This window comes from Bacteroides gallinarum DSM 18171 = JCM 13658, assembly GCF_000374365.1.
Taxonomy (GTDB): Bacteria; Bacteroidota; Bacteroidia; order Bacteroidales; family Bacteroidaceae; genus Bacteroides; species Bacteroides gallinarum.
Genome location: NZ_KB894146.1, coordinates 23178 through 47970 on the forward strand (window position 1 = coordinate 23178; position 24793 = coordinate 47970).

Below are 24793 nucleotides of genomic sequence, written 5' to 3' on the forward strand. Positions count from 1 at the left end.
ACTTTATACAGTATGGCACACAAAAGGAAAAGAATATTTGACGGACTCTATGCGCAGCTGGAGGAGACGGACGGCAATGTCGTGCTGTTCTCGGCCAGAGGCGAGCCGTCCGTTATCTTCGAAATAACCAATCCGGTTCAGCAGCTCTGTACGGATGCGCAGCAGTACATGTTGTTTCATGACGTGCTATCCAATATCCTTCAGACCATCGGTGAGGGATATGCACTGCAGAAGCAGGATATTATGTGCAGACAGGCATATCACCATGACGTGCCGGATGATGCGGAGTTCCTGACAAGAAGCTATTTCAGATACTTCGAGGGAAGGGAGTTTACAGAGATACGGACTTTTCTTATTCTCACCCAGGAGGCACAGAAGAACCAGTTCATCCAGTACGACCCGAAGAGATGGCTCGATTTCCATTCCAAGGTATCAAAGACGGATGATATTCTGACGGAAAAGCATATCCGGCACAGAAAGCTCGGCAAGGAGGAAGTCAGCGAGTACTGCCACCGTTTCATGGCATTCCAGTTCCGGCACGGACCGTTCTCGATGACCAACTTCAAGGCTTCAGACGAATATCTCAGGACTGGTGACCGGATTATCCGTTCCTATCCGCTGGTGGACATTGACGAGATAAACCTGCCTTCCATGGTAAAGCCGTACACGCAGATGAACATCAACGGCTACGGTATCGCAACAGACCTGCTTTCTTTTCTTACCGGCATCCCCTACTCGGACTGTGTGGTGTTCAACCAGGTCATTCAGATACCTGGACAGAGGAAACTGCTGCGCAAGCTTCAGGCCAAGGCGAAGCGTCACGGTTCTATGCCGGACCCGAGCAACCGTATTGCCAAGGCTGACATTGAGGAAGTGCTGGACAGGCTGGCCGTTGACAGTACCATGCTTGTGTACTGCAACTTCAACATTCTGGTGAGTTGTCCGCCTGACAAGGTTACTCCGGTAACTTCCTTTCTGGAGACCAAACTGTACGAGTGCGGCATCATGCCGTCAAGGACGGCCTACAACCAGCTGGAGCTTTTCATGGACTGTTTTCCGGGTAACGGCTATGCCTTCAACCCGGACTATGACCTGTTCCTGACGCTTTCGGATGCTGCCCTATGCTTTTTCTTCAAAGAGCATCTGAAGGAGTCTGAGGATACACCGTTGACCACATACTACACCGACCGTCAGGGGTTACCTGTATGTATCGACATTACCGGCAAGGAAGGCAAGAAGAAAATGACGGACAATGCCAACTTCTTCTGTATCGGCCCTTCCGGTTCCGGCAAGTCCTTCCACATGAACAGTGTGGTACGTCAGCTTCTGGAACAGAATACGGATGTGGTCATGGTGGACACGGGTGATTCCTACGAAGGCATATGCGGATATTACAAGGGTACATACATAGCCTACTCGAAGGAGAAACCCATCTCCATGAATCCGTTCAAGGTTACTAAGGAAGAATATGAACTCAATTTCGGTGAGAAGAAGAACTTCCTTAAATCGCTGATATTCCTGATATTCAAGGGCAACGCATTTCCTTCCAAGATTGAGGACATGCTGATAAACCAGACCATCGTGGAATACTATGAGGCATATTTCAATCCGTTTGAAAGGTTCAGTGACAGTGAGCGTGAGGCTTTGAGACAGAAACTCTTGGTTGCCGCCAAGATGGAGGATGACTACGAACAGTACACGCACAGCATGGAGGACATCGACAGACAGATAAATACGGAAGAGGTTCAGGAGAAGGCTGAAAGCCGTGCCCTGCTGCTGCCTTCCGAAGTACGCCGCCTGAAGCTGATACGACAGTGCCGCTCACTGACTGCTCTGATAAATGATGAAGCGGCCACAGAATCGGAAAAGGAACGTGCACTTGCCATCATAGAAAAATATAAAAGGGAACTTTATAACAATTCAATGCTGATTAAGATAGACAGGCAGATTGACCACATGGAGGAACAGAAGCGCAGGCTGAAGGTTCAGGAACTATCGTTCAATTCCTATTACGAGTTTGCCCTGGAGCGCATTCCGCAGATTACACAACTGGAGAAGATAAGTTTCAATATACATGACTTTGCGGCCATACTGAAACAGTTCTACCGTGGTGGTGAACTTGAGATGACGCTGAACTCTGACCTGGACATTAACCTGTTTGACGAGCGTTTCATTGTGTTCGAAATAGATAAAATAAAGGATGATCCGGTGCTTTTTCCGATTGTGGTGCTGATTATCATGGACGTGTTCCTACAGAAGATGCGTATCAAGAAGGGACGGAAGGCTCTTATCATCGAAGAGGCATGGAAGGCAATCGCTTCACCTACCATGGCGGAATATATAAAGTATTTGTATAAGACCGTCCGGAAGTTTCACGGCATTGCAGGTGTGGTTACACAGGAACTTAATGACGTGATTGATTCCCCTATTGTGAAGGAGGCCATCATCAACAACTCGGACGTGAAGATTCTGCTTGACCAGACCAAGTTCAAGGACAGGTATGAGGATATTGCAGCCATTCTGGGACTCACTGACATACAGCGTCAGCAGATTTTCACTATCAATGCGCTGAACAACCATGAGGGAAGAAGTTACTTTAAAGAAGTGTGGATTTGCCGGGGACAGCACTCGGATGTGTACGGTGTGGAGGAAGCACCTGAATGTTACTGGGCATACACTACAGAACGTACCGAGAAGGAGGCACTGAAGATTTATCTTGCCCGGTACGGTACGCTGCAGGAGGCCATCACCCGTATTGAGGAAGACCGCAAGGCGGATGGAGGACTTCTGTATCTGGAGTTTGCAAGAAAAGTCAACCAACATCAAAAAGTTATGTCACTATGGTAAGAACAGTATTAAGAATCATATCGGTTATAATGCTTTCTGCATTTGTCTGCATTAATGCACATGCTGCCTGGAGAATCGTATTCGACCGCAACTGCCTGAAGATTGTCCTGGCCAATACCGCTTCACAGAAACTTATCGAGGAGCAGCACAACCAGCGTGTGGATACCATTGCAGCCAAGAAACAGAAGGTGGAACTCTATACGGTAAGCATGGCTACCATGAAGGAACTATACAAGCTGAGCATGGAGAACATATCCGGTTTCGGGACTGAAAGTCTTTATTATAAGGAAATAGGCCTGTGCGCTCTGGATATTCTGCGAAATGTTCCGGTACTTGTCAGTACGGTAAACAGGGCAAAATTTTCAAACAGGCTGCTCTGTCTGAACGAACTCGGCAATCTTGTAGCGGAAACCCAGCAGCTGGTCGGCAACTTCGTCAATATCGTGAACAATGCCAGGATTCCCAATCCGTTGCAGGGACAGGCCACTGCCGAGAAAAAGGATGACGGCTACAACCTGCTGGACAGGTATGAAAGGCTGACACTGGCCAACAGCATCTATACTGACCTGAACAGGATACGCTATAAGGTGGAAGGGATGGTTCTGATGGCACAGTATGCCACTGCAAACGACCTCTTCTTTGCCATTGACCCTGAAGGATGGGCAAATGTGGTGACCATGAAGAATCATGTGGGGAATCTTGTACAGGACTGGAACGGACTGGTTGCTTCAAATTATTAACCCTTAATATGTATGTGTCTGTCATGAGAATCAGGAATATAAGTATCATATCAGCCGGTATTATAATGCTGTTGCTGCCTGTAAAGGCTTCCGCTTTCATCATACCCAAAGACCTGCCGACCATCGAAGCACTCATTGCCCTGCACAAGGCCATAAAGAAGGACGAGGACAAGGCTCTGATAAGGGTGGCCACAAGCTATGGCGAGCAGTCGCTCATTGAGAAAGGTGCGGAAAAGTTCAATGATGTCCGGACCACTCTGGATACAAGGCTGAACAATGCCTATTCATACCTGGTGCTGGCCGGTGCCATTTCTTCAACGGCCAACTCACTGTATCAGCTGGTAACGGAATACAAGGACTTTACCGGTAATACTTTCAGCCATGTATCGAAGAAGCCTTTCGTGGCCTGGTATTATGCCGATGCCAACGTGGCAATATCAAGGGAGATACAACACTGCTACAGACTGTATGCAACCGTGGCCGCTTCGGGTATAAACCTGATGAAGGCTTCCATGGATGAAAAGCTGAATCTGGTAATGACACTGAAGACTTCCATCGACAGGGCAAGGTACATAATAGACAATGCCAATCTGTACTGTTTCCTTGTTACGGACTGCGGATGGAAGCCGGACTATATCTGGGAGATACTGAACTCCAATGTGAAGAATGAGATAGCTGAGCGTGTAATCAATAAATGGAATCAGGGATATGCAGGTTAGAATAATGTTATTGTGCCTGTTCTGTATATCAGTTTCAGGTACAGTCACTGTTGCCAATGCCCAAAGCATAGTCAGTGACAGTGAAAAGCAGAAGCAGTGGAAGTCAATGGAGAACGGTCCATGGGATTTCGCTCCGGACTGGTATTACTTTTTCCTGCATAAGAAATACTCAGGTGCGGAAATGTACTGGAAATGGGACTGGTTCAATTCCGGATTCCGTGTCCGTTTCAAGGAACCCAAGTCTGATGTGAAACGTATCATGCCGGTGCGTGTAACTGCCGAAGAGACGCAGAGGCAGAAAATCAGGAAAGTGGAGAGTGAGCGCAAATATATCGAGGAACTGTATAAGGAAGAACTGGCAAGGGAGGCCGACAGAAATGTTGACCTGATGTATGCCACCTACAAGGACGAGTTCAACCGTATGCAGGACTGTATCACGGACGGACTGCTCTACTGTATGCAGAAGAGTGACGGCAAGCTCCGCTATCAGGTGGACGAACTGAGCCGCCAGAATGAAATACTCTGTGCGGATATAGCCTATATACACAAAACCGGTGTCGGCTATGGGCTGGAGAACGCCAAGCGGCAGAAGGCATACGAGGAAGCCAAATCCAGGATGGCAGAACTGGTCAACAGGACTGCACACCTTTGTGCCGTTGCCGCTACACACTATTAGACACTCTCTATAATTGATAATAATTTAAGTAATAATATTAAACAAATAATATAGTCAATCATGAATTTACTGTTTATTCCGCTGACAATAGGACTTCCGGCCATTGACGAAAGTCTGGAAAAGCTGCTGACGGCCATGGAGACATTTCCCAATGTGGCTGTTCTCGGTGATGCCGTTTCAATGGCAAAGGCTCTCGGCCTGTGCCTGGCCCTGTGTGTCGGTTCATACGAATGCTGGATGATGATGCTCGGAAGGCGTGGCATGGATGTCATGAAACTATTGCGTATCATTGGCATTTCCCTGTGTATTTCATCCTCTTCATGGATATGCTCGGCTCTGCAGGTTCCGGGAAAGAGTCTGGAATCCGCTACATGGGCTATGGCCAAGGCAAAGAACAAGGAAGTGGCGGCCTTCGAGCTGAAGGTGGCACAGAAACAGAGTGAATATCTTGACAGGCTGAGAACCGTGCAGGATTCCATAGCCACGGCAAAGCAGGTGGCCGAAATCGGTCAGGATGCTGCCTGGTGGGACAAACTGATATATAATGTGGAGAATCTGGGCTCGACCATCAACAACTACGCCCAGAGGGCTGCCGTGGCGGCTGAGACGAAGGTCAGTGAATGGATAAACGATGTCATACGTTTTGTCGGGGAACTGATTTTCCAGATGTCGTATTACGGGATGCTCGTGGCACAGAGGATTTTCATGGCCATCATGATGATATTCTGTCCGATCATGTTTGCCCTCTCGCTGGCACCGCCATGGAACTCGGCCTGGAGCCAGTGGATGTCCAAGTTTCTTTCCCTCTCGTTATGGGGATTCGTGACCTATATGTGCATCTATTATATAGATTTCATCCTTCTTTATAACCTGCAGCAGGATCTGGTGGCATATGACCATCTGCTTCATGGCTCGGTCAACTCATGGGAACAGATCGGCGCACTGGGACTGCAGGGAATAGGCTCCAACTGTATGTATGCCATGGGTATGCTCGTGGGTGCCTATATCATACGCTTCGTTCCTGAAGTGGCTTCATGGCTCATTCCGGGAGGTGTAAGTTCGGGTACTGGTTCCGTAGCCGGTTCGGCTGCAATGGGTATCACCACTACTGCAGGTGCCATGGCCGGAGGTGCGGCAGGTTCAACCCTGAAGGGAGCCGGTTCGGCTGTCAGGTCATTAGTCAAATAACTTCAAATCTTTTTACAATATGCTTATTGAATCCCTTGCACAGAAAACCAGACTGGCCATGATGACGGTATTTGCGGTAATCGGAGGCTGCACCGTCATCTGTGCCTTTACCATCTGGTGCTGCATTTCCCTTGTCAACGAGGAAAGGCAGCAGATTTATGTACTTGACGGAGACATTCCGTTTCTTGCCGAGCGTGCACGGCTGGAAGCCAACTTCACCATGGAGGCCAAGGCGCACATACAGTTGTTCCACCAGTATTTCTTCAACCTGCCGCCCGACAACGACTATATCAAATGGACGGTAGGGAAAGCGATGTATATGGCTGACGGGACTGCGCTGAAACAGAAACAGGCCATGGACGAGAACGGTTTCTACTCGGACATCATTTCCTCTTCGGCTGTCTGCACCATCATGTGCGACTCCATTCAGTTTGACGAACATGAACGGAAGTTTACCTATTACGGTACGCAGCTTATCAAGCGCAGGACCAGGGACATCAGACGCTCGATGGTGACAACAGGTTACATCGAGTCCGTACCGAGGACAAGGAACAATCCCCACGGTCTGCTCATTACCGGCTGGAGGACTCTTGAAAACAGGGATTTGGACTATTGATATACTGATATTATGAAATCATTCAGAAAAAAGATACAGGAAAACCGTCTGAGAACGCATCTGCTTATCAGGTCGTGGTTGCAGCCAAGGCTGGGTGTCATCGGTACAAGATACCGTCTGTCCGCAAGGATAAGACTGGCCAACAGATGGGCGGCAAAGCATCCGAAAGCTACATTCGCAGGTGTAACAGGAACACTGCTTCTGCTACTTGTAAGTACCGTAGCCATAGATTCCGGCAACGGGAAACAGAGTGACCCGGATGTCAGTTCGATAGCCGCAATGGAACCGGTGTTTCAGGGATTCCGTACCATCCAGGCAAACAAGGACATTCACCGCAGTGTATTGACGGACATGACGGTAAAGGGACAGTTACTGCGTCATGAACTGGACTCCATGATTGCCATACCAGTAAAGAGCCGTGAGGATTCCTTGCGGATGATCCTCAAATACCGGCAGCTGGAAAATATAGTCAAATCCATTAAAAACAATGATAACCCATGATTAAGATTAATTTCAAACAGCCCAAGTATATCTTTCCGCTGGTCATATTCGTTCCGCTGTGCGCACTGGTATACTTTGTGATGCAGACCTTCTCCGGTGGTGAGGAAACTGCCGGAACGGTAGCTACAGACCGTATCAACATGGAACTTCCCCAGGCCAATGCCGAGGAAGCCGGAGACAAGATGTATGAGATGTCCAGACGTTTCGGTGACGAGGATGCCTTCACAGCCGTAAGCGGTATCGGAGAAGAAAAACAGAAGAAGGAGGAACTGGAACACGGCTACAGCGAGGAGGAACTGAACAGACTGGATGCAGCTGAAGCTGAAAGACAGCGGCAGCAGAGGGAACTTGAAGAACTGGAACGTTCCCTTGCAGAATCAAGAAAGCATATCAATGCATATGCCTACGGTAACGGTCCTTCGGGAAACAGTGAAACGGGTTACGGAGGTATGGGCTATTCCTCACAGGACGAGTTTGCACGTGACCTTGAAGAGATTCAGCGGAGGAGCTATGAACGGCAGAAGGCAATTGAAAGCGGACTGGGTATCAAAGACTCGGAAGCAGAGGAAGCGGAAAGAAAGCACAGGGCTGATTCCATAGCCAGAGTACGTCAGGAGGAAAGGGAACGTAACCGTCCGAGTCTGGTAATCAAGTCCGATGACACCAATGCCGACAGGTTCAATACGGTTACTGCTCCGGATGAATTTGCTGAAAACAAACTGATACGTGCCATGATTGACCAGACTACAAAGGCGCATGAAGGTACACGTCTGCGGTTCAAGCTTCTGGACGATGTGACGGTAAGCGGCACAAAGCTGAAAAAGGGAACTTACCTCTATGGAACGGTAACAGGTTTCGGACAGCAGCGTGTCAGGGCTTCCATAACCAGTATCCTTATCGGCGACAGGTTCATCAAGGTTAAGCTTTCTGTTTTTGACAATGACGGTATGGAAGGCTTCTATGTTCCTGAATCGGCTTTCAGGGATTTCATGAAGGATGCTGGTTCCAATACGGTACAGCAGAATATCAGTTTTGAATCCAGTGACGGTTACGGTACAGGTATTTCTACGGAGGCCATTGCCCTCCAGTCACTGCAGAACATGTATAACTCTGCAACTTCTGCCATATCTTCCAATATCAGAAAGAACAAGGCGAAAATCAAATACAATACTATTGTTTATCTGATAAATTCGGAGGATGCACGCTGATATATCTGAATACAGCAAAGAAAATTATAGTAACATCTTAATATTTCAATATGAAAACCAAAATTATTCTGATAATATGCCTTATCACAGGCATAGCCGTACATCTGTCGGCCAATGAGAAGATATACATCAACCGGGAAGTGACCACGCACATTGTCATGCCCGAGAATATCAAAATGGTTGATATTTCTACAACAAAAATTATAGGCAACCAGTGTACAGACAATATCGTCCGCATCAAGCCTTATCTGGAGAATGATTCCATATCGTCTGAAGGTTACAGCGAAAACGAGCTTCTGGGTACACTCACCGTTATCGGTGAGCGTCATATTGCCCAATATGACATTCTCTATACCGAATCACCGGATTGTGCTTCTACCATCTACAATGTATCCTACAATGAGACGCAGTCCTATATCAATCCGGAGGTTTCCATGCCGATGGCCGAGATTGCACGATATGCCTGGGCTGTCTATGGAAGCAGAAGAAAGTTCAACCAGATTGTATCAGACAAAAACGGAATAAGGGCATACATCAACAACATCTATTCCATCGGTGACTATTTCTTTCTGGACTATACGCTGAAGAACAGGACCAGGATTGCATACGACATTGAGGAAATAAGGGTAAAACTTACTGACAAAAAGGAGACAAAGGCAACCAACTCACAGACCATAGAGCTTACTCCGGTATTCTCCATGAACAACACCCGTAAGTTCAAAAAGGACTACAGGAACGTGCTTGTGATTCCGAAGCTGACTTTCCCTGAAGAGAAGGTGCTCCGTCTGGAGATTTCCGAGAACCAGATAAGCGGACGTGTAGTGGTACTCACCATCGAGTATGAGGACATTCTCAATGCAGACGGCTTCGACTCGGATATTCTGGACGGTGCCGACTATTACCCCTACTATTATATTGATCATTCCATAAAAAGATAGGCCATGAAAAAGATTCTGTTCATTCTGTTGTGCTCGGTTGCATTCATCGGTACATCGGCACAGACCGGAAAGGTTTCCGTCAATGCCGGATTCCTTTTTCCAAGTACTCTGAATGCCACTTTGGGTTATGAGTTTCCGCTTTCATACGGAAATGCGGTCGAAGTATACGGTGAGGTCGGGAATCACTGGCAGAAACCGGTATGTCACAATTTCTGGAAAGGATATTTTTGGGATGGAGGTATGGTTTACAAGCATCGTCTGGCACGGTACAAGAACGGCATGATGCGCCTTCGTCTGGGGCCACAGTTCGGTGCAGTACAGAAGAAGTTCTTCTTCGGACTGGAGGCCGGATTTGAATACAGCTATGTGTTCCGCAGCGGACTGGAGTTCTCTGTCATACAGAAGAACAATGTGAACTTCCTGCATGGGGATACCTTCCGCAACGGTCTGCTGTTGGGTATAAAGGTTCCATTTTAGCAAATTCATATACAGTTAGAGCGTATGGCATTTGAAGAGACAAGGGAACAGCAGCAGATGTACAACTACTTCAGGAGTTGCATCTATATCTTTCTGATTATTGAAATCATCATGAATCTGCCTGTTACGGCAGACAACAGGGTTACGCAGTTCGTACTCGACCTGCTGGCACGGTTCAGGGTATTCAATTCCGTATCGGGATGCAAGGTGGCCGAACTGATATGCATCTGTATTGTCTGTATCGGCACAAAGGCTGAAAAGTCACTGAAGTTCAATGTAAGGACAATGGTCATCTATCCTGTGTTGGCCGGTCTGACACTTGTAGGGCTTTGTTTTGTATTCCACGGCATGAGTTTCGGATTCAGCTGGCTGGGATTTCCGGCCAACAGGCTTATGTATGCAGTCAGTTCGGTAGTCGGTACCATGCTGGTACATCAGGGACTAGACGGTATTGCCAAGTATTACAACTACAAGGTTGGTGAGGACCGTTTCAACTTTGAGAACGAATCGTTCCAGCAGTCGGAAACACTGGTCAGTAATGATTATTCGGTGAACATTCCGATGATATACTATTGGAAAAAGAAGATGCACAAAGGATGGATCAATATCATCAATCCGTTCCGTGGTACGATTGTTCTGGGTACACCGGGTTCCGGTAAGTCTTTCGGTATCATTGACCCGTTCATCAGGCAGCATTCAGCAAAGGGATTTGCCATGATGGTATATGATTTCAAGTACCCGACACTGGCCAAGACGCTTTTCTACCAGTACTGCAAGAACCGCAAGGCAGGCAAACTACCTCAGAACTGCGGATTCCGTACCATCAACTTTACTGATGTGGAATACTCCAACCGCATCAATCCGATTCAGCGGAAATATATCCCGGATCTGGCTGCCGCTTCTGAAACGGCTGCTACTCTTTTGGCCTCGCTCAACAAGGGAGGTGGAGAGAAGAAGGGGGGCTCTGAAGCCTTCTTTACCAACTCTGCGGAAAACTTCCTGGCTGCCATCATCTATTTCTTTGTAAACTTCCATCCGGTCGGATTCAGGAACGGAAAAAAGCTCAGACGCTTTATATCACTGGAGGGAAAGAAGCTGGAGATTGTCATACGCAACTGGGATGACTTCAATGCCATCGACAAGGACGGTAACGTGGTGCTTGACTTCGTGGATGAGAACGGCAATGACGTATCGACTGACGAGGATCGTATGTTTGTTGACCTGAACGGATACAGCTATAAGGACAGGACCGGTAGGAAGATTCTGATTCAAAGGTGCTGGTATGAGGACGAGCATGGCAATGAAGTGGAACCGGATACCGTAACCGGTGAGTTCTCGGACATGCCGCATGTGCTTTCATTTCTCGGTAGGCCGTATGACCAGGTATTCAGTATCCTGATGCAGGATGACAGAATTGCTTCGCTGATGGCTCCGTTCAAGAGTGCTTACGAGAACAAGGCGAATGACCAGTTGGAAGGTATGGTCGGTACGCTTCGTGTGAATGCCGCACGTCTTGTGTCTCCGGAAGCCTACTGGGTATTCACCGGGGATGATTTCGATCTGAAGATTTCAGACAAGGCTAATCCGAGTTATCTGGTGATAGCCAATGACCCGGAAAAGGAACAGGTTATCGGTTCTCTGAATGCCCTGGTTCTGAACCGTCTTATCACGAGAGTGAACTCAAAGGGCAACATTCCGGTAAGCATTATCGTGGATGAGCTTCCGACACTGTACTTTCACAAGATAGATCGTCTTATCGGTACGGCTCGTTCCAACAAGGTTGCCGTAACTTTAGGTTTCCAGGAACTTCCTCAGCTGGAGGCTGACTACGGCAAGGTCGGTATGCAGAAGATTATCACCACCTGCGGTAATATCTTCATGGGTGCGGCACGTAACAAGGAGACGCTGGAGTGGGCACAGAATGATGTATTCGGAAAGGCAAAGCAGACCTCACGTTCCATTTCCATCAATGACCACAAGGTATCAACCACAATATCTGAGAAGATGGACTTTCTGGTTCCTGCAGCCAAGATTGCGGATATGGCTACCGGATGGTTGGCAGGACAGGCTGCACGTGACTTTACGGCTACCGATGACAGTATGCTTGACCATTTTGACATCGAGCAGTCGGAAGAATTCAAGACTACAAAATATTTCTGCAAGACGCATTTTGACATGAAAAAGATTAAGGACGAGGAAAAGCACTATGTGGCTCTACCCAAAATCTATGAGTTCAAAAACGACAAAGAGAAGGAAATCCTGCTCAACCGTAACTTCAAGCGTGTTAATCAGGAAGTGGAGGATATGGTAAAGGAACTTCTCGGTATCAGTTAAATATATAAGCCTATGAATCTGATTTTAAAACCGGCATTCGGACTTAGCGGTAGTACACTGAAAGTCATTGCTTTGATTTCCATGGTTATTGACCATGTTGCTCTTTATCTGATGGAGCACGGTACAATATTATACGGAACGATGCGCTGTATAGGGCGCATCGCTTTTCCTGTGTTTGCCTTCCTGATAGCGGAAGGATTTATCCATACAAGAAGCAGGTACAGGTATTTTTTTACCCTGCTGGGCTTTGCCGTAATCAGTGAAATACCCTGGTTTCTGCTGAATGGTGCTGACGGGACACATAATGTGATGTTTACGCTTGCATTGGGTGTGGCCACGCTTATGGTTCTTGAAAATCTTCTGCAACGTAGTATGGTACTGGGATTCCTTTGGACGCTTGGTATGGCCGGACTCGCTTCTTGGCTTGGAGTGGATTATGAATGGAGAGGGATTCTTGTTATTGTTTTCTTCTATCTTTTTAATGGATTTGAGCACTCTTTACCATATAGTAGAGGTATGCAATTTTTTTGCACATTTACTTTAATGATGCACTACGGGGTAATTGGTGCTGTAATGGCTTGCATGATTTTATATCTGTATAATAGGAAAAGAGGATTTGTGCAGGGAGGCATAGCCAAATATGGTTTCTATGCTTTTTACCCTGTACATTTCATTTTATTTATTCAGATTTGCAATAGGTCTTTTTCCTGAATATTGATGTTTAAACTCTGTAATCAGCATTAATCCAACATCTTCCAACTTGTCTACCGATAAAATTCCTCAATATTACAACAATTCTTCTATGCATTATGTAATAATTTGTGCCAATTTATAATAGTGAACATTATTACCACTGTTGTTAGTAGTTTATGAACATACCAATAAAAATCAATATCTGTATGAACTATGAATTATAGATTCAAATAAATAAATGCCAGTGAGTTTTGTAAAATCTGACTTTTTTATAGGAACTTTAAATTTAATGTAGCTTTCACTTAGAGAAGATACAAGATGGCTTTGAGACATTTCTTTTATTAAATTGATAAAAGAAAATTCATTGAATCCAAATGTCCCCCAAATATATCTATCTGTACTCTCTGTACATTCGTCATTTCCAGGATCCATTGATGAATGAGAAATTATTTCATAAGTACGCTTATATAAATTCTCGGAAAAAAACAATTGCCCTATCTTTGAATCAAAATTGATTGTCATACTCAAAGAAGAAACAAACGAATCACCTGTAACATTTCCTTTTACCTCTTCCCAGTTATATGAAGGTGTTCCCATATAAGATGTCTTTACACCATTGATATAATCTTTCAAGTCTGAAGGACAAAGGAATCTATTCTTAATACTCAGAATCTGTCCCACTTTTGGTACTTTGGTTACTGTAAATTTTTTAGCTATGTCTGATGTTTTAAGAGAAGTAACTATTCCTACAGTTCCATTCCTCTGTAGAGAAATAAAATCCACAGAAAATTCACTATATCCACAATAAGGAAATTGATTCTTAAAACCTCCTTTAATTCGAATAACATCACATTCAAACGGTTCAGTACCGCCAGATATATTAACCGATAGTTGAAAATACGGATACCCTATTATTAGTCCTCTAAATTTTTCAAGTAGTTCTTCACATTCTTCCTTATTTAATATTCCCTTAGTCTCTAAAAATTCTCTTCCACCACTAGTCCTCCATCCAACATTAAGTCTATTATTATCTAATATTATGTTTTTAAATTCGTAGGGTTCTATAACTACAAAAGTATTTTTAATTTCATCAATTGATTGAGTTTCAATAGTGCACAAAAGGGATTTTGCTTTTAAATAGTACATATTGTTACTTAGTAACTCATACTCATTAGAATCAATAATCATGGAAATATAATTAGTATAAATATTATCTTCAAAAGTATAAAAAATCTATGATATTGCAGTAATTACTACAAACTTTATTTTGATTTACAGCTTAATACTTCTCTATTGTTTTTTTCTGATAATTCTAATGTTTCCATAAACTTGTCTTTCTTGTGTCTTAACCAACTTATATGCGAAATACTGTTATCATGCTTGAAATCAAATTTGCCATCCTTATTCTCTTTAAGAGGGTAAACCGCACCATCTATCTTATAGTGCTGTCCGAACCAAGGAGAATAAATGTCTCCATATTATTTTCTCATATCCCAATCTATCAACCAATCTCTTGAATGTATCCATTCTACTGCTCAATGATGGTACACCCATTTCCATTTTTTCTTCATGATAGTCATGGGATATAACTATTTATGCTTTTATTATCTAAATAGTCCAATAATCCTCATGTCTTAAAAAGTGGAGCCGGATTCTTCGACCAAAATATAATGAGCCTTATCATATGACACATAAGATTTTACCCCATTAAAAAGGATTTTTCCAAACTGAATATCCTTTATTGGTGCACTTGCTTCTACACTTTTATCATCATCTGTCTTTATCGTTATCTTTTCCATTTTTACTCTTTACTAAAATCAGTTCGTTTCTAATAACCCTAAAATTACTTTTGAGAATAAGAATATACATAAATTTAATGGCTATTTTGTATTGCATGATATCATCTTTACAATTTCCAGCACACAATATGCCTCAAAGTTACAGATTATAGCTATAATATTAAAAAGGGGCGTGTCAAACTCTCTATTGAGTAATGATACGGCTCTTTTTAGTCTTTTAGGATACTCAAATTTCAAATTATAAGTTCATGTATTCAAAAAATGAGTTTTGACACCCCTTCATTTCTTTTTAATTAGAGTTCATGAAGAAATAGGATACATATTTACCGAGATTCAATATTCTAAAACCATATCCATTCTATTATTTAATTGTTTCAATAACTTTATTATAATTATTATATAATTCGAATCTTCTGCATACCCAATCTCATCAAGCCAAAGCAGATAGTTTCCACCTTTATATTTGTATTGAACTTTAGTATAGTAAGCCCGGACACTTTCTGTCCAATGATTGAATTCATAGTATTTTCCTGTACGTGGATTGGTAAGCCCGAAAAGATTATGCTTGTTCCGGCATACTGATGAACGGAACCATCCGGTCTCTAAAATAGCCTGGGTCAATACGATTTTGGGGTATAGGATTCCGTTTCTTATGATTTCTTTATAAAGATTGTGGATGGTAAGTTCAGGAAGATTGTTTTCTGATTTCGTAATATCATCTGTTTTCTTTTGCTGCCCTGTTTTAAGGGATGTTTTCCTGTCACTATTCCGGCTGTTATTTTTCAATTTCTTCTGATTGTCCGGTCCGACAGTCAGGGTATCCTTTGCCATCATCTCTTTCTTTTTCCCTTCTGTAACATCCTTTCTTGCACAGTTATAAGACTCTTTTTGTCTTTCTGTTGGCAGAAGTGCCGAATCTCTGGTTATCGTATAGAACTGTGCCGATACGCTTACCGGCAGCAGCATCAGCAGCAGTGAAATCAGAATAGTGTTGCGCATTTCTTTTTCAGGGGATTGCCGTGAATACATTTGTGGCATTCAGGCGGTTAGAACCGCAAATATAACAGCTTAATTACAGTAATATGGAAATGCACAACAGAAATCAGTCCGATTTGTTGCCATACGAAAAACTGGCAATACTGGGTATCGACCGTGAAAAGGCGGACAGCTTGCCCATGGAAGTGAAAGAGAAGCTGATGGCAGGTGAAGTGACTCCCATCATGCAGGTATCCATCAACGCAAGGAACGGCAGCATCATCACCATGCCGATGAAACTTCAGATGACTACAGACAAAAACGGTGCTCCGGCTCTGATTACCTATCCGGTACGTGCAGAACTGGATAGGGAACGCAACAAGGTTCTCAACCTCACTCAGCAGGAGGCTGAACGTCTGGCCAGAGGTGAGGTAATACAGAAGGCGGTCAACGTAAACGGTGAAAAGACTCAGCAGTATCTGCAGCTTGATCCGGAAACAAAATCCGTCATTCACAGACGTGTCACAGACATAAAGCTGGAGCAGCGTCTGAAGGACATGGAGAAGGTGAACGACATTGAACTGGGTATGCAGCAGAAGCAGCAGGTACGGGAGGGAAAACCTGTTGAACTGAATGTGGGCGGTGAGAAGGTTTCGGTCGGCATTGACCTGAAGGAGCAGCAGGGATTCAAGCTTATCAAAGGTGACATGAAGGAATGGGAAAGACAGCAGAAGCTCCGCTATGACGAGATTCATCCTGAATACCTTGGCCTTGTCATGACTGACAAGAACCGTTGGGAGTATCAGAAGGTGGTGGACAGACAGTCCGTTGAGCGTACCGTTTCACTCTCTCCATCCCGGAAGGAAACAAAAGCAAACAGCCTTAAACTCTAATACTGATTCCTATGACTAAAAAGACAGATTCAGATAATGATACCGGTATCATACGGCAGTTCAACGAACTGAAAAAGAAGCATCCGGATGCCATGCTGCTGTTCAGACGGAACAGTTTCTATGAACTCTATAAGCAGGATGCCGTCAAGGCTGCCGCAGTGCTTGCCATCAAGATTGCAGACAGGATGCTGCCTGACTACAAGAAACCTGTAAAGGTTGCATCATTTCCACAATCGGCACTTGACGTTTATCTGCCCAGGCTGATACGTTCAGGAATAAGGGTTGCAATCTGTGATGCACTGGACAGTCCTTTGAAGAAGAAGGCCGTACAGGACAAGGCTGAGAATAATGACAGAACCATTCAAAACAATACAGATATGGGAAAGAAGAAAAAGGAACAGGGTATGCAGGAAGCTCCTGACAGAACAGTGGAGAACACTATTGATGTAAAACCTGCAAGGGAAAAGAAGTCGAAGGCCAAAGCCGAAACCAAAGCTGAGACCGGGACGGATAATGAAGTAAAGACCGAAAAGAAGGACGGACAGAAAACGGAAACAGCCCAGGAACGAAAGCCCCGTGAGCCGCAGATGGTGACTGCCAACGGTGAAAAGGTAACTCATGGTCATGCCTACCAGAGTACCACCAATCCTGCCGACTGGTACTTTACCGCAAAAATTGACGGACAGCAGCTCAAGCCGCAGAAGATGGATGCAGCCGACCTTGCGGCCTACCAGAATAAGGAAATGACGGTGCCGCAGCTGATGGAACGCTACTATCCGACAAAGCTGATGCCGAAGGTATCTGAGGAAGCCTTCCGTATGCCAATGGAGATTGCAGGACCGGACGGCTCTATAACCGTAAACAAGTTCAATGTCTATAAGGAGAAGGACGAGCAGCGTCCTGACTTTGGGAAATACAAGTTCTATGTTCAGGTTGGGGATACGAACATGTCTGCCGTGGCTTCACGCCAGGACCTGAATGCCTACTTCGACAGGGTGGCCACTCCAAACCAGCTTATTGAAAAGAACTTCGGGGAACGTCTGCATCTGAAATCCGCATACGAGAAGTATCAGCTTCCTGAAGGTGTTGACCCCAAAGGTGTGCGTGTGGCCAAGGACAGGAACGACAACAAGTGGAAGGTGTCGGTTGACCTCGGAGAGAAAGGACAGACTTCCCGGCATGAAATCTCCTTTGATGACGGCTATTCGCTTTTCAAGACCAAGACGGCCACAAGGGAACAGATTGCGGCCAAGTACCTGAATACGGAAATAACCGGTATGCTTGCAGCCAACACCGCAAAGGTGGAGAAAACGGCTTCTATGAAAATGTAACATAATCAGAGTTGTTTCATCAATTTCATGTAATAAACTAAAGCTATAAGATATGTCAGCTAAAATGAATCATGAGGAGCTTGTGGAGCTCCTGCAGGAGGGCAAGATAGGTTTCCTCCGCTTTGTTATGGACAGTGAGAATGCAGATGATTATCTGGAGTGGTGCCGGTCACACGGTACGGACCCTTCGGATGAATCGGCCGAGTTCTATGTGGAACAGACGGACATCGAGCAGATGGACCGTCAGGTAATGGATGACGACAGCTATGGCATCTGGAACTGACTCTCAGGGAAACAGCGGACAGGCGGCCATAGACCGCTTCGCTGCAATGATGATTGAGCGTATGCAGCAGATGAAGGATACCGGATGGAAACAGGGATGGATTGGCGGTGCATCGGGTTATGCCGGACTTCCGCAGAATGTGGGTGGCCGCAACTATTCCGGTTCCAATTCCTTCTTCCTTCAGATGCATACCGCAGCCATGAACTACCAGCTTCCGGTATATCTGACCTTCAAGCAGGCACATAACCTGAAGGCTCATGTCCTGAGGGGTGAAAAGGCCTTCCCGGTGGTGTACTGGGATATGATGATAAAGGACAGTCACGGCAAGAGGATAAGCACGGAGGAATACCGTGCAATGAGCAAGGAAGAGAAGAAGGATATGGATGTCATTCCTTTCATCAAGTCATTCCCGGTGTACAATGTGGCACAGACCAATCTGGCAGAAGTGCAGCCGGAGAGGATGCAGAAGTTATTGGACAGATTCAAGGTTCCGGAGCTTAGGGATACGGAAGGTATGTACACCCATGCCGCACTCGACCGTATGGTGGAGACGCAGCAGTGGCTTTGTCCGATACATGCCGACAAGCGTGAGAACGGTGCCTATTATTCTCCCTCGAAGGATATTGTGGTGCTGCCCATGAAGGCGCAGTTCAATATCGGTGATTCTCCTGAAGAAACATATCGTGGCGGAATGGAGTATTATTCCACCATGCTGCATGAAATGACTCACTCCACCATGACACCGGAGCGTCTGAACAGGGAGATGGGCGGCAGGTTCGGTGACCCGAAATACGCCAAGGAGGAGCTGGTGGCGGAACTTACGGCTGCCATGATCAGCCATTCCATGGGCTTTGATTCCAGGATAACGGACAACTCGGCTGCTTATCTGGACTCGTGGATTGGTGTACTGAAACAGGAACCGAAGTTTATCGTATCGGTCATGGCTGACGTGAACAAGGCTTCCGACCTGATTCTTGACCATGTGGACAGACAGCGTCTGGCTCTCGGCAAACAGCCTTATCTGGCAAAGAATGATCCGCTGGCTCCAGTCAGTGCGGACGAGGAGATGCCTTTCAAAAATGCGGCCATTGTCAAGACCCGTTCCGGAGACTATGCCATCCGTGCGTCATACGATGGCGTGGAGCTGGGGCTGAAGAAGGTTTCCAGGGAAACGGCCAGGACATTCTTCCAGCTTACGGACTGGAAGGACAAGGAGGCTTTCCTGAACATGACGGCACGGAAGACATACGAACCGGAGATAACCATGATGGGCAGGAACCGGAATGCCGGTACAGGGCTTAGTATATGAAATTCTGTATAACATCTTAAATCGGAAAGCATGAGTGACTACAAAGTTAATTTCAGGGAAATGAAATCCCGTGTGGGAATTGATGACATTGCATATGCCCTGGGCTACCGTCTGGACAGGAAAGCCGGTGTCGGACGTTACATCGAGCTGGTACTCGGTGAAGGCGGTAACAGGAGGGATACACTGATTGTCAGCCATCCCAACGACAAGGCGGCACAGACCTTCTTCCGGCGTGACGGTTCCAAGGGCGATGTGGTGACACTCATACGTGAGAATCTGTCTTCCTTTACAGTATCCGGAAAAGATGAGTGGCAGAAGATAGCCAAGGTCATGGCACGTTTCGCCAACATGCCTGAACCTGAATACAGGGAGGACAGAGAGTATGTTAAATCGGCAGGAAAATCATGCGGTGTGTTTGACGCTTCCAGATATGAGGTGAAGCCGGTTGATACAGGTAAAATACCGGGACTGTTTTTCCGGTGCGGACTGTCCAAAGCGACCGTAACGGCTCTTTCGCCCTTTATTTCCCTTATAAGGGACAGGAACAACGTGAAGTTTGAAGGCTACAATATCGGATTCCCATATACTGACGGAAAGGGAAATGAAGTCAGGGGGTATGAAATCAGAGGACATGGCGGTTATAAGTCGAAGGCTGCCGGTACGGATTCGTCATCCTCGGCATGGGTGGCTGTTCCTTCGGGTATCAGTCCGGACAATGTAAGAAGCGTGTTCTTCTGTGAATCTGCATTTGATGCCATGGCCTTCTACCAGATGAACCGGATACAAATTGGGGACAGTGCAGCTCTGGTTTCACTGGGCGGCACATTTTCCGACCGGCAGATAACCGGAGTTATGGAACGCTTTCCCAATGCACGTGCCTTCGACTGTTTTGACAATGACCTGGCCGGGAGGATATACGGACTGCGCATGATGGCTCTGCAGGAAGGTATTCAGATGAAGATAAGCAGGACTGACGGCGGCATCCGGATTGAAGCGAAGGGAAAGGTATTCGACCCTGACATGAACCGTCCCCTGCTGGCCCAGGTTGCCAGGCAGCTGAACATCCGCTACCGTATGGGACAGTGGCTTCCTCCAAAGGCTTTCAAGGACTGGAACGACTGTCTGCTGAACAGGCCGATGGAGCCGGTGATTTCACCACACAAAGAGGAACGTGAACAGAATCTGAGCGAACAAAGGAATAAAGGACGTAAAATCTGAATGATATGGACAAAATCAAGATAAGAATAATGGTAGTGGCTGCCCTTGCTCTTTTTCTGCTGAAAGGTACAGACACTTTTGCACAACAGACAGACCCGACTCTGACGGGGGCTGTCTTTGCACAGACTTCCACTCTGAAGAATATCTATGACAAACGTCAGAAGGCTCATGAGAAAATCATTGCTGCCGAGACTGCCGTAACGGTCGCTCTCGACAGGGTACACAGTGTGGAGGAGAAGATGCTGGAATATCTTTCCAATGCACAGGGTGCCATGCAGAATCTCTATCAGATTAAGCGTGCCGGGGAACTGGTGGCCACGGAGATACCTCAGAACTGTAGCCTGCTGCTCAAATCGGTCGGCAGTAACCTGAAGGGAACGGCCATTGCTGCAATCGTCTCGGACGAGCTGGCTGATGCCGCAACCCAGATGGCTGCGCTTTATCCGTTCATGAAGCAGCTGGTGACTTCCGGAAGCTATGATACAGGTGGTTCTGACGGAGGCAAGGAGAAGCACAAGGTAAACCTGCTCAGTTCTTCCGAGCGGTATTACATAGCAAACGAGGTACTGACCAGACTGGAGGCTGTTAATACCGACCTCTTTATCCTGGCATGGCAGGTACGCACACTCTCATGGAACGACCTCTGGTTCTCTCTTGACCCGGAAGGATGGGCAAGCGTGATGTCCGGCAAGAACATCATAGGAGGAATCGTTGCGGACTGGAACCGGGGGTTCTCATTCAATTAATTCAAACATTGTAATTTATCAGGAATATGGATTCAGAAAAGAAGATTATAGGACGCTGTCCGTTCTGCGGCGGCAACGTGGTGAAGACCTGTAAGGGGTATCGCTGCGAAAACAACACAGGTGAGCATCCTTCTTGTGTGCTCAACATCAATGCCATCATCGGCAACCGGAAAATGAATGACGGGGAGATTACTGATTTTCTGGAGAAACGCCGTATCCTTCTGGACGGCTTTTCCACCAAGGAAGGAAAGACTTTCCCGACAGTGCTGGAACTTGCCGATGACGGTGCAGTCAATATGCAGTCTGTTATCGGCAGGTGTCCGCACTGCGGCGGCGAAGTACGTGTGGGAACAAGGGCTTTCAACTGTTCAAACTACAGCAACCAGGAAGCACCATGTTCCTTCGCCATATGGAGGAATATAGGCGGCCATCAGCTGACACTGGACGAGGCGAAAGAGCTTTGTGAGAAGAACATTACTTCATCAGAACTGGAAATGTACCGGGAGGACGGTTCCATTTACCGCAAACGCCTCGGTCTGGCTCCGGACAAACTTCAAATCGTAAAGATATGAAACAGGGAAAGAAACTTCTGATACTGCCTGCAGTGGCAGTTCTGCTCGGAATGGGAACCGGCTGCTCGGACAATAGTGAGAATAAGGCACAGGATATGGCCAAAAAGGCACTGATGGCTTCAGTGGACAATCCAGAATCCGTAAAGATTGTCGGTATTAGCAAACCGGATTCTGTATTTGGCCGTGAGTATGTTACCATGAAAGAGAAGATGGCTCTTTCTGTAGCCATGATGAAAATCAGCCGCAGGTTTATGGAGAATACGGATTTTGATAATCCAGATTCAGAATGTCACGGGATGTCCGGACAGATGAAACGTCAGATGGATGCCATGACAGCCCTCCGCTCTCTGATGTTTACAGAAGAACTGAAGCCTGCAGGTGATGAAGCTAGGCAGGAACGCAAGCCGTTCAGCGGTTGGAAGGTAAAGATAGAGTATGAAGCCACTGATTCTGACGGACAACCGTACTGCTCTGAATACTGGTTCATTATGGATAAGGAAGCACAATGTGTTATCAGGTCATTTGAAATCCCACTGTTATGAAGCTGAAAAGATTTTTATTACCGATTCTGGCATGGAGTGGGCTGTTGCTCACTTCCTGTCATTGTGAACATGAAGATGTTACCGAACTGTTATCTTCCCTTCAGGTTGGCAATGTGGTTTGTTCGGACGGAAATATATTGTCCATGGACAAATTCAAGCAATCTGACAAGAAAGCTGTTGCCATAGTTTTCCATGTAAACCGTAGTCCTGATGCTGACAATCTCGGTTATGCAGTTTACATTCATGATATGGAACCGCTGGCTTTTGCCGACAGTCTTGGTATTGATCAGGGTACTTCTGCATCATTGACTGATGAGGACGGAAATGAGAATACCTATTCTTTGTTCAATAATGATGAAGTCCAATCACCAATGGCTATCAAGTCTTTTGATTTGTGGAGTTATGGACAATCAGCCTATATTCCTTCTGTCCGGCAGCTCTCTTATCTGTTCGCTGTCCGGCATCAGATTAATGAATGTATAACTGAAGTCGGTGGAACTCCGATTAATCTGAATCCGGGTGAATGCTGGTTATGGTCTTCTACTGAAGTGGAAGGGCAAAAGAAGAATAAGGCTTGGCTTTATTCCATGCAGTCAAGTACTATTCAGGAGACACCGAAGATTCAAGAGCATAAGTTCAGGCCTGTCATTTCTTTATATAAGACAAAATAGATTAAAAGTCTAAATATAGTTATCTATCGAAGTTCAGATACTATATTTAGACTTTCAACTTTACTGAGATTACATCAATCAAATTATACTACAAATAAATGCTCACTTCTCTTCTATGGATCTCATCCTATAACATATAAATCAGTTCAACCAATTTTCTTTAATAAATCTGACTATCTTATCTCTACGTTCTTCTATCTGTGTTTCATTCCATTGTTTGTCTCTTTTAAGTGTTTCATATATTTCTTTATGTGAATAGAAAATACTATTATACATTTCCATTACATCATTATCTGCAGGATTATGATTTTTCTTGGAAGAGTTATTTCCCCATGTAAGAAGAGACAAATTACCTATATTGTTAAGATAATCATTACAAAATTCATCAGAATATTCTGTAAAATCAGGCGTTTGTGGGGTAATATGGTCTAATGTATTTGATACAGAAACATCACGAAAAACATTAGTGCATTCATCAGGTGACAGTAGAGGCTGACGTGCTTTTACACGTAAATTGTTTTCATATTTATATAGAACATATCTCAAATCTCTATGATAATGATACTTATTTACAGTAAAGTATCGCAAACAATCTCCATTAAAATTCCAGTACCACTTAAATCCGTGGAGACTCTTGTCTGTGAGTTCTGATATGAGATTTTCATATCCATCAGATTTATAATTCTTGGCTATGGTTATTAAATTATTGGTACGATAACTCCCCAGTGTATAAGTCATTTTGAATAATATTTTCTCTACCAATTTCAGCGCATTATCAATTGCCGGAATGTTTTTCAGATTTGTTCCGTTACTATTATAATGACATAATTTAAGTACCAATGGCATAGAATTAGCTTTGTCAAGGATGCATACGTCTGATATAGGACTATTAAATAGGTGCCAAGTACTCTCGATTTCACACATCAAAGAATAGGATCGGCATAATTCACTTGTAAAATCGTTAATCCACTTAGTTTTATCATTTGCACGCAACAAACTATCCCTTATTGCATCTAATGGAGAATCATAACTTGAAAGGAATGCTGAACAATGATAACCTAAAACTGTGTCTTCTTTGGTTTCAAGTTTTTCTATATAATTATAAATTGAAGCAAACTTAGCTTCTATTGAATGGATGTTGCTAATTACATTAGTGGTATTGTTCCTATATATCTGATGCATAAGAAAGGCTTTCAGTTTCTCTAATGTAGTCAACCCTAGGGACATTCAGTAAATAATATAAAATCAGCCAACTAATTCATACACAAAATATTGCGAATTAGCTGGCTTTTTTGTATCTTTAGGTATTCCCCCGCAAATAAGGTTTGAAGGCCAAAACGGGGGAAATTCCCCGACTAAGATATGGCTAAGATACAAAATATTTCCGAAATTCACCCAACTTTGGGCTTCACAGAATTTGATGTTCTGGAAAAATACCGCAAAAGTTTTAATGAGAGTGAGCTTGGCAGGCTTCACTCAGTGTTCCCGTTTGAACGCATGGCAAAAGCCGCAGGCCT

Annotated in this window: 25 protein-coding genes and 1 pseudogene; 22 read left to right on the plus strand and 4 right to left on the minus strand. The window is 45.1% G+C overall.

The genetic code is table 11. The annotated features are described in order from the left end of the window. The first annotated feature begins 12 nt into the window (after positions 1–12). The 12 genes from C233_RS0115675 (at position 13) to C233_RS0115730 (ending at position 12955) form a co-directional block, all read left to right on the plus strand. Positions 13–2847 carry a TraG family conjugative transposon ATPase gene (locus C233_RS0115675; protein WP_018668512.1) on the plus strand — a complete coding sequence of 945 codons (2835 nt, stop codon included), beginning with the start codon at positions 13–15 and terminating at the stop codon, positions 2845–2847. Then, positions 2841–3587: a hypothetical protein gene (locus C233_RS0115680; RefSeq protein WP_025068983.1), complete on the plus strand. Its 747-nt coding sequence runs from the start codon at positions 2841–2843 to the stop codon at positions 3585–3587. Before C233_RS0115675 ends, C233_RS0115680 begins: the two co-directional genes overlap by 7 nt. A 65-nt stretch (positions 3588–3652) precedes the next feature. Next, positions 3653–4306, plus strand: coding sequence for a hypothetical protein (locus C233_RS0115685; RefSeq protein WP_018668514.1), 654 nt, complete (start codon positions 3653–3655; stop codon positions 4304–4306). 4 nt (positions 4307–4310) lie between these two features. Next, positions 4311–4982: a DUF5045 domain-containing protein gene (locus C233_RS0115690; protein ID WP_373278745.1), complete on the plus strand. Its 672-nt coding sequence runs from the start codon at positions 4311–4313 to the stop codon at positions 4980–4982. Between the two features lie 60 nt (positions 4983–5042). Beyond that, positions 5043–6170 (plus strand): TraJ family protein, encoded by a 1128-nt coding sequence (locus C233_RS0115695; protein WP_018668516.1) that lies wholly within the window; start codon positions 5043–5045, stop codon positions 6168–6170. Positions 6171–6189: 19 nt separating this feature from the next. Then, entirely contained in the window at positions 6190–6786 is a 597-nt protein-coding gene (traK, locus tag C233_RS0115700; protein ID WP_025068985.1) for a conjugative transposon protein TraK, read from the plus strand. A 12-nt stretch (positions 6787–6798) separates the two neighbouring features. Continuing rightward, positions 6799–7287 carry a hypothetical protein gene (locus C233_RS0115705; protein ID WP_018668518.1) on the plus strand — a complete coding sequence of 163 codons (489 nt, stop codon included), beginning with the start codon at positions 6799–6801 and terminating at the stop codon, positions 7285–7287. After that, a complete protein-coding gene (locus tag C233_RS0115710; RefSeq protein WP_018668519.1) occupies positions 7284–8495 on the plus strand; it encodes a conjugative transposon protein TraM in 1212 nt (403 codons plus the stop codon). Before C233_RS0115705 ends, C233_RS0115710 begins: the two co-directional genes overlap by 4 nt. 50 nt (positions 8496–8545) lie before the next feature. Continuing rightward, the gene (traN, locus tag C233_RS0115715; RefSeq protein WP_018668520.1) at positions 8546–9433 is read left to right on the plus strand and encodes a conjugative transposon protein TraN; all 888 of its coding nucleotides are present in this window, start codon (positions 8546–8548) and stop codon (positions 9431–9433) included. A gap of 3 nt (positions 9434–9436) precedes the next feature. Beyond that, positions 9437–9910, plus strand: coding sequence for a hypothetical protein (locus C233_RS0115720; protein ID WP_018668521.1), 474 nt, complete (start codon positions 9437–9439; stop codon positions 9908–9910). A gap of 24 nt (positions 9911–9934) precedes the next feature. Next, positions 9935–12244, plus strand: coding sequence for a type IV secretory system conjugative DNA transfer family protein (locus C233_RS0115725; RefSeq protein WP_018668522.1), 2310 nt, complete (start codon positions 9935–9937; stop codon positions 12242–12244). Positions 12245–12256: 12 nt separating this feature from the next. Then, positions 12257–12955, plus strand: a complete 699-nt coding sequence (locus C233_RS0115730) for a TraX family protein (RefSeq protein ID WP_018668523.1) — start codon at positions 12257–12259, stop codon at positions 12953–12955. Positions 12956–13132: 177 nt separating this feature from the next. Here C233_RS0115730 and C233_RS0115735 read toward each other — a convergent pair whose 3' ends face one another. From C233_RS0115735 to C233_RS0115745, 3 genes are all read right to left on the minus strand, one after another. Continuing rightward, positions 13133–14083: a hypothetical protein gene (locus C233_RS0115735; RefSeq protein WP_128081954.1), complete on the minus strand. Its 951-nt coding sequence runs from the start codon at positions 14081–14083 to the stop codon at positions 13133–13135. 488 nt (positions 14084–14571) lie between these two features. Next, complete coding sequence (locus C233_RS24200) at positions 14572–14736, minus strand: hypothetical protein (RefSeq protein WP_154656076.1); 165 nt, start codon at positions 14734–14736, stop codon at positions 14572–14574. Positions 14737–15069: 333 nt separating this feature from the next. Continuing rightward, on the minus strand, positions 15070–15735 hold the full coding sequence (locus C233_RS0115745; RefSeq protein ID WP_025068986.1) for a glucosaminidase domain-containing protein: 666 nt from the start codon (positions 15733–15735) through the stop codon (positions 15070–15072). Positions 15736–15818: 83 nt separating this feature from the next. On the opposite strand from C233_RS0115745, the gene C233_RS0115750 reads away from it, so the two are divergent. From C233_RS0115750 to C233_RS0115790, 9 genes are read left to right on the plus strand one after another with little or no spacing between them, the layout of a single operon-like run. Beyond that, entirely contained in the window at positions 15819–16604 is a 786-nt protein-coding gene (locus tag C233_RS0115750; protein ID WP_018668527.1) for a DUF4099 domain-containing protein, read from the plus strand. Positions 16605–16615: 11 nt separating this feature from the next. Next, the gene (locus C233_RS0115755; protein ID WP_018668528.1) at positions 16616–17935 is read left to right on the plus strand and encodes a MutS N-terminal domain-containing protein; all 1320 of its coding nucleotides are present in this window, start codon (positions 16616–16618) and stop codon (positions 17933–17935) included. A 52-nt stretch (positions 17936–17987) separates the two neighbouring features. Next, positions 17988–18218, plus strand: coding sequence for a hypothetical protein (locus C233_RS0115760; RefSeq protein ID WP_005837618.1), 231 nt, complete (start codon positions 17988–17990; stop codon positions 18216–18218). Further along, complete coding sequence (locus tag C233_RS0115765; protein WP_018668530.1) at positions 18202–19527, plus strand: ArdC family protein; 1326 nt, start codon at positions 18202–18204, stop codon at positions 19525–19527. Before C233_RS0115760 ends, C233_RS0115765 begins: the two co-directional genes overlap by 17 nt. A 30-nt stretch (positions 19528–19557) precedes the next feature. Then, on the plus strand, positions 19558–20745 hold the full coding sequence (locus C233_RS0115770; RefSeq protein WP_018668531.1) for a toprim domain-containing protein: 1188 nt from the start codon (positions 19558–19560) through the stop codon (positions 20743–20745). Between the two features lie 5 nt (positions 20746–20750). Next, positions 20751–21491: a hypothetical protein gene (locus C233_RS0115775; protein ID WP_018668532.1), complete on the plus strand. Its 741-nt coding sequence runs from the start codon at positions 20751–20753 to the stop codon at positions 21489–21491. A gap of 26 nt (positions 21492–21517) precedes the next feature. Next, on the plus strand, positions 21518–22063 hold the full coding sequence (locus tag C233_RS0115780) for a topoisomerase C-terminal repeat-containing protein (protein ID WP_018668533.1): 546 nt from the start codon (positions 21518–21520) through the stop codon (positions 22061–22063). Then, entirely contained in the window at positions 22060–22605 is a 546-nt protein-coding gene (locus C233_RS0115785) for a hypothetical protein (protein WP_018668534.1), read from the plus strand. The genes C233_RS0115780 and C233_RS0115785 overlap by 4 nt, the downstream gene beginning before the upstream one ends. Beyond that, positions 22602–23276, plus strand: a complete 675-nt coding sequence (locus C233_RS0115790; protein ID WP_025068987.1) for a hypothetical protein — start codon at positions 22602–22604, stop codon at positions 23274–23276. Before C233_RS0115785 ends, C233_RS0115790 begins: the two co-directional genes overlap by 4 nt. A gap of 141 nt (positions 23277–23417) precedes the next feature. On the opposite strand, the gene C233_RS0115795 is transcribed toward C233_RS0115790, so the two are convergent. Then, positions 23418–24458, minus strand: coding sequence for an HNH endonuclease family protein (locus C233_RS0115795; RefSeq protein WP_039748074.1), 1041 nt, complete (start codon positions 24456–24458; stop codon positions 23418–23420). Positions 24459–24638: 180 nt separating this feature from the next. On the opposite strand from C233_RS0115795, the pseudogene C233_RS23740 reads away from it, so the two are divergent. Then, a pseudogene (locus C233_RS23740) lies at positions 24639–24793 on the plus strand (DDE transposase); the annotation flags it as partial.

What these genes read in the sequence shown, in the direction of transcription:
- C233_RS0115710 (WP_018668519.1), top strand. Translation starts at nt 7,284, where the DNA reads ATGATTAAGATTAATTTCAAACAGCCCAAGTATATCTTTCCGCTGGTC.
- C233_RS0115675 (WP_018668512.1), top strand. Translation starts at nt 13, where the DNA reads ATGGCACACAAAAGGAAAAGAATATTTGACGGACTCTATGCGCAGCTG.
- C233_RS0115780 (WP_018668533.1), top strand. Translation starts at nt 21,518, where the DNA reads ATGGATTCAGAAAAGAAGATTATAGGACGCTGTCCGTTCTGCGGCGGC.
- C233_RS0115685 (WP_018668514.1), top strand. Translation starts at nt 3,653, where the DNA reads ATGCTGTTGCTGCCTGTAAAGGCTTCCGCTTTCATCATACCCAAAGAC.
- traK (WP_025068985.1), top strand. Translation starts at nt 6,190, where the DNA reads ATGCTTATTGAATCCCTTGCACAGAAAACCAGACTGGCCATGATGACG.
- traN (WP_018668520.1), top strand. Translation starts at nt 8,546, where the DNA reads ATGAAAACCAAAATTATTCTGATAATATGCCTTATCACAGGCATAGCC.
- C233_RS0115705 (WP_018668518.1), top strand. Translation starts at nt 6,799, where the DNA reads ATGAAATCATTCAGAAAAAAGATACAGGAAAACCGTCTGAGAACGCAT.
- C233_RS0115760 (WP_005837618.1), top strand. Translation starts at nt 17,988, where the DNA reads ATGTCAGCTAAAATGAATCATGAGGAGCTTGTGGAGCTCCTGCAGGAG.
- C233_RS24200 (WP_154656076.1), bottom strand. Translation starts at nt 14,736, where the DNA reads ATGGAAAAGATAACGATAAAGACAGATGATGATAAAAGTGTAGAAGCA.
- C233_RS0115680 (WP_025068983.1), top strand. Translation starts at nt 2,841, where the DNA reads ATGGTAAGAACAGTATTAAGAATCATATCGGTTATAATGCTTTCTGCA.
- C233_RS0115695 (WP_018668516.1), top strand. Translation starts at nt 5,043, where the DNA reads ATGAATTTACTGTTTATTCCGCTGACAATAGGACTTCCGGCCATTGAC.
- C233_RS0115720 (WP_018668521.1), top strand. Translation starts at nt 9,437, where the DNA reads ATGAAAAAGATTCTGTTCATTCTGTTGTGCTCGGTTGCATTCATCGGT.
- C233_RS0115755 (WP_018668528.1), top strand. Translation starts at nt 16,616, where the DNA reads ATGACTAAAAAGACAGATTCAGATAATGATACCGGTATCATACGGCAG.
- C233_RS0115730 (WP_018668523.1), top strand. Translation starts at nt 12,257, where the DNA reads ATGAATCTGATTTTAAAACCGGCATTCGGACTTAGCGGTAGTACACTG.
- C233_RS0115725 (WP_018668522.1), top strand. Translation starts at nt 9,935, where the DNA reads ATGGCATTTGAAGAGACAAGGGAACAGCAGCAGATGTACAACTACTTC.
- C233_RS0115690 (WP_373278745.1), top strand. Translation starts at nt 4,311, where the DNA reads ATGTTATTGTGCCTGTTCTGTATATCAGTTTCAGGTACAGTCACTGTT.
- C233_RS0115785 (WP_018668534.1), top strand. Translation starts at nt 22,060, where the DNA reads ATGAAACAGGGAAAGAAACTTCTGATACTGCCTGCAGTGGCAGTTCTG.
- C233_RS0115750 (WP_018668527.1), top strand. Translation starts at nt 15,819, where the DNA reads ATGGAAATGCACAACAGAAATCAGTCCGATTTGTTGCCATACGAAAAA.
- C233_RS0115745 (WP_025068986.1), bottom strand. Translation starts at nt 15,735, where the DNA reads ATGCGCAACACTATTCTGATTTCACTGCTGCTGATGCTGCTGCCGGTA.
- C233_RS0115775 (WP_018668532.1), top strand. Translation starts at nt 20,751, where the DNA reads ATGGACAAAATCAAGATAAGAATAATGGTAGTGGCTGCCCTTGCTCTT.
- C233_RS0115795 (WP_039748074.1), bottom strand. Translation starts at nt 24,458, where the DNA reads ATGCATCAGATATATAGGAACAATACCACTAATGTAATTAGCAACATC.
- C233_RS0115770 (WP_018668531.1), top strand. Translation starts at nt 19,558, where the DNA reads ATGAGTGACTACAAAGTTAATTTCAGGGAAATGAAATCCCGTGTGGGA.
- C233_RS0115765 (WP_018668530.1), top strand. Translation starts at nt 18,202, where the DNA reads ATGGCATCTGGAACTGACTCTCAGGGAAACAGCGGACAGGCGGCCATA.
- C233_RS0115790 (WP_025068987.1), top strand. Translation starts at nt 22,602, where the DNA reads ATGAAGCTGAAAAGATTTTTATTACCGATTCTGGCATGGAGTGGGCTG.
- C233_RS0115735 (WP_128081954.1), bottom strand. Translation starts at nt 14,083, where the DNA reads ATGTACTATTTAAAAGCAAAATCCCTTTTGTGCACTATTGAAACTCAA.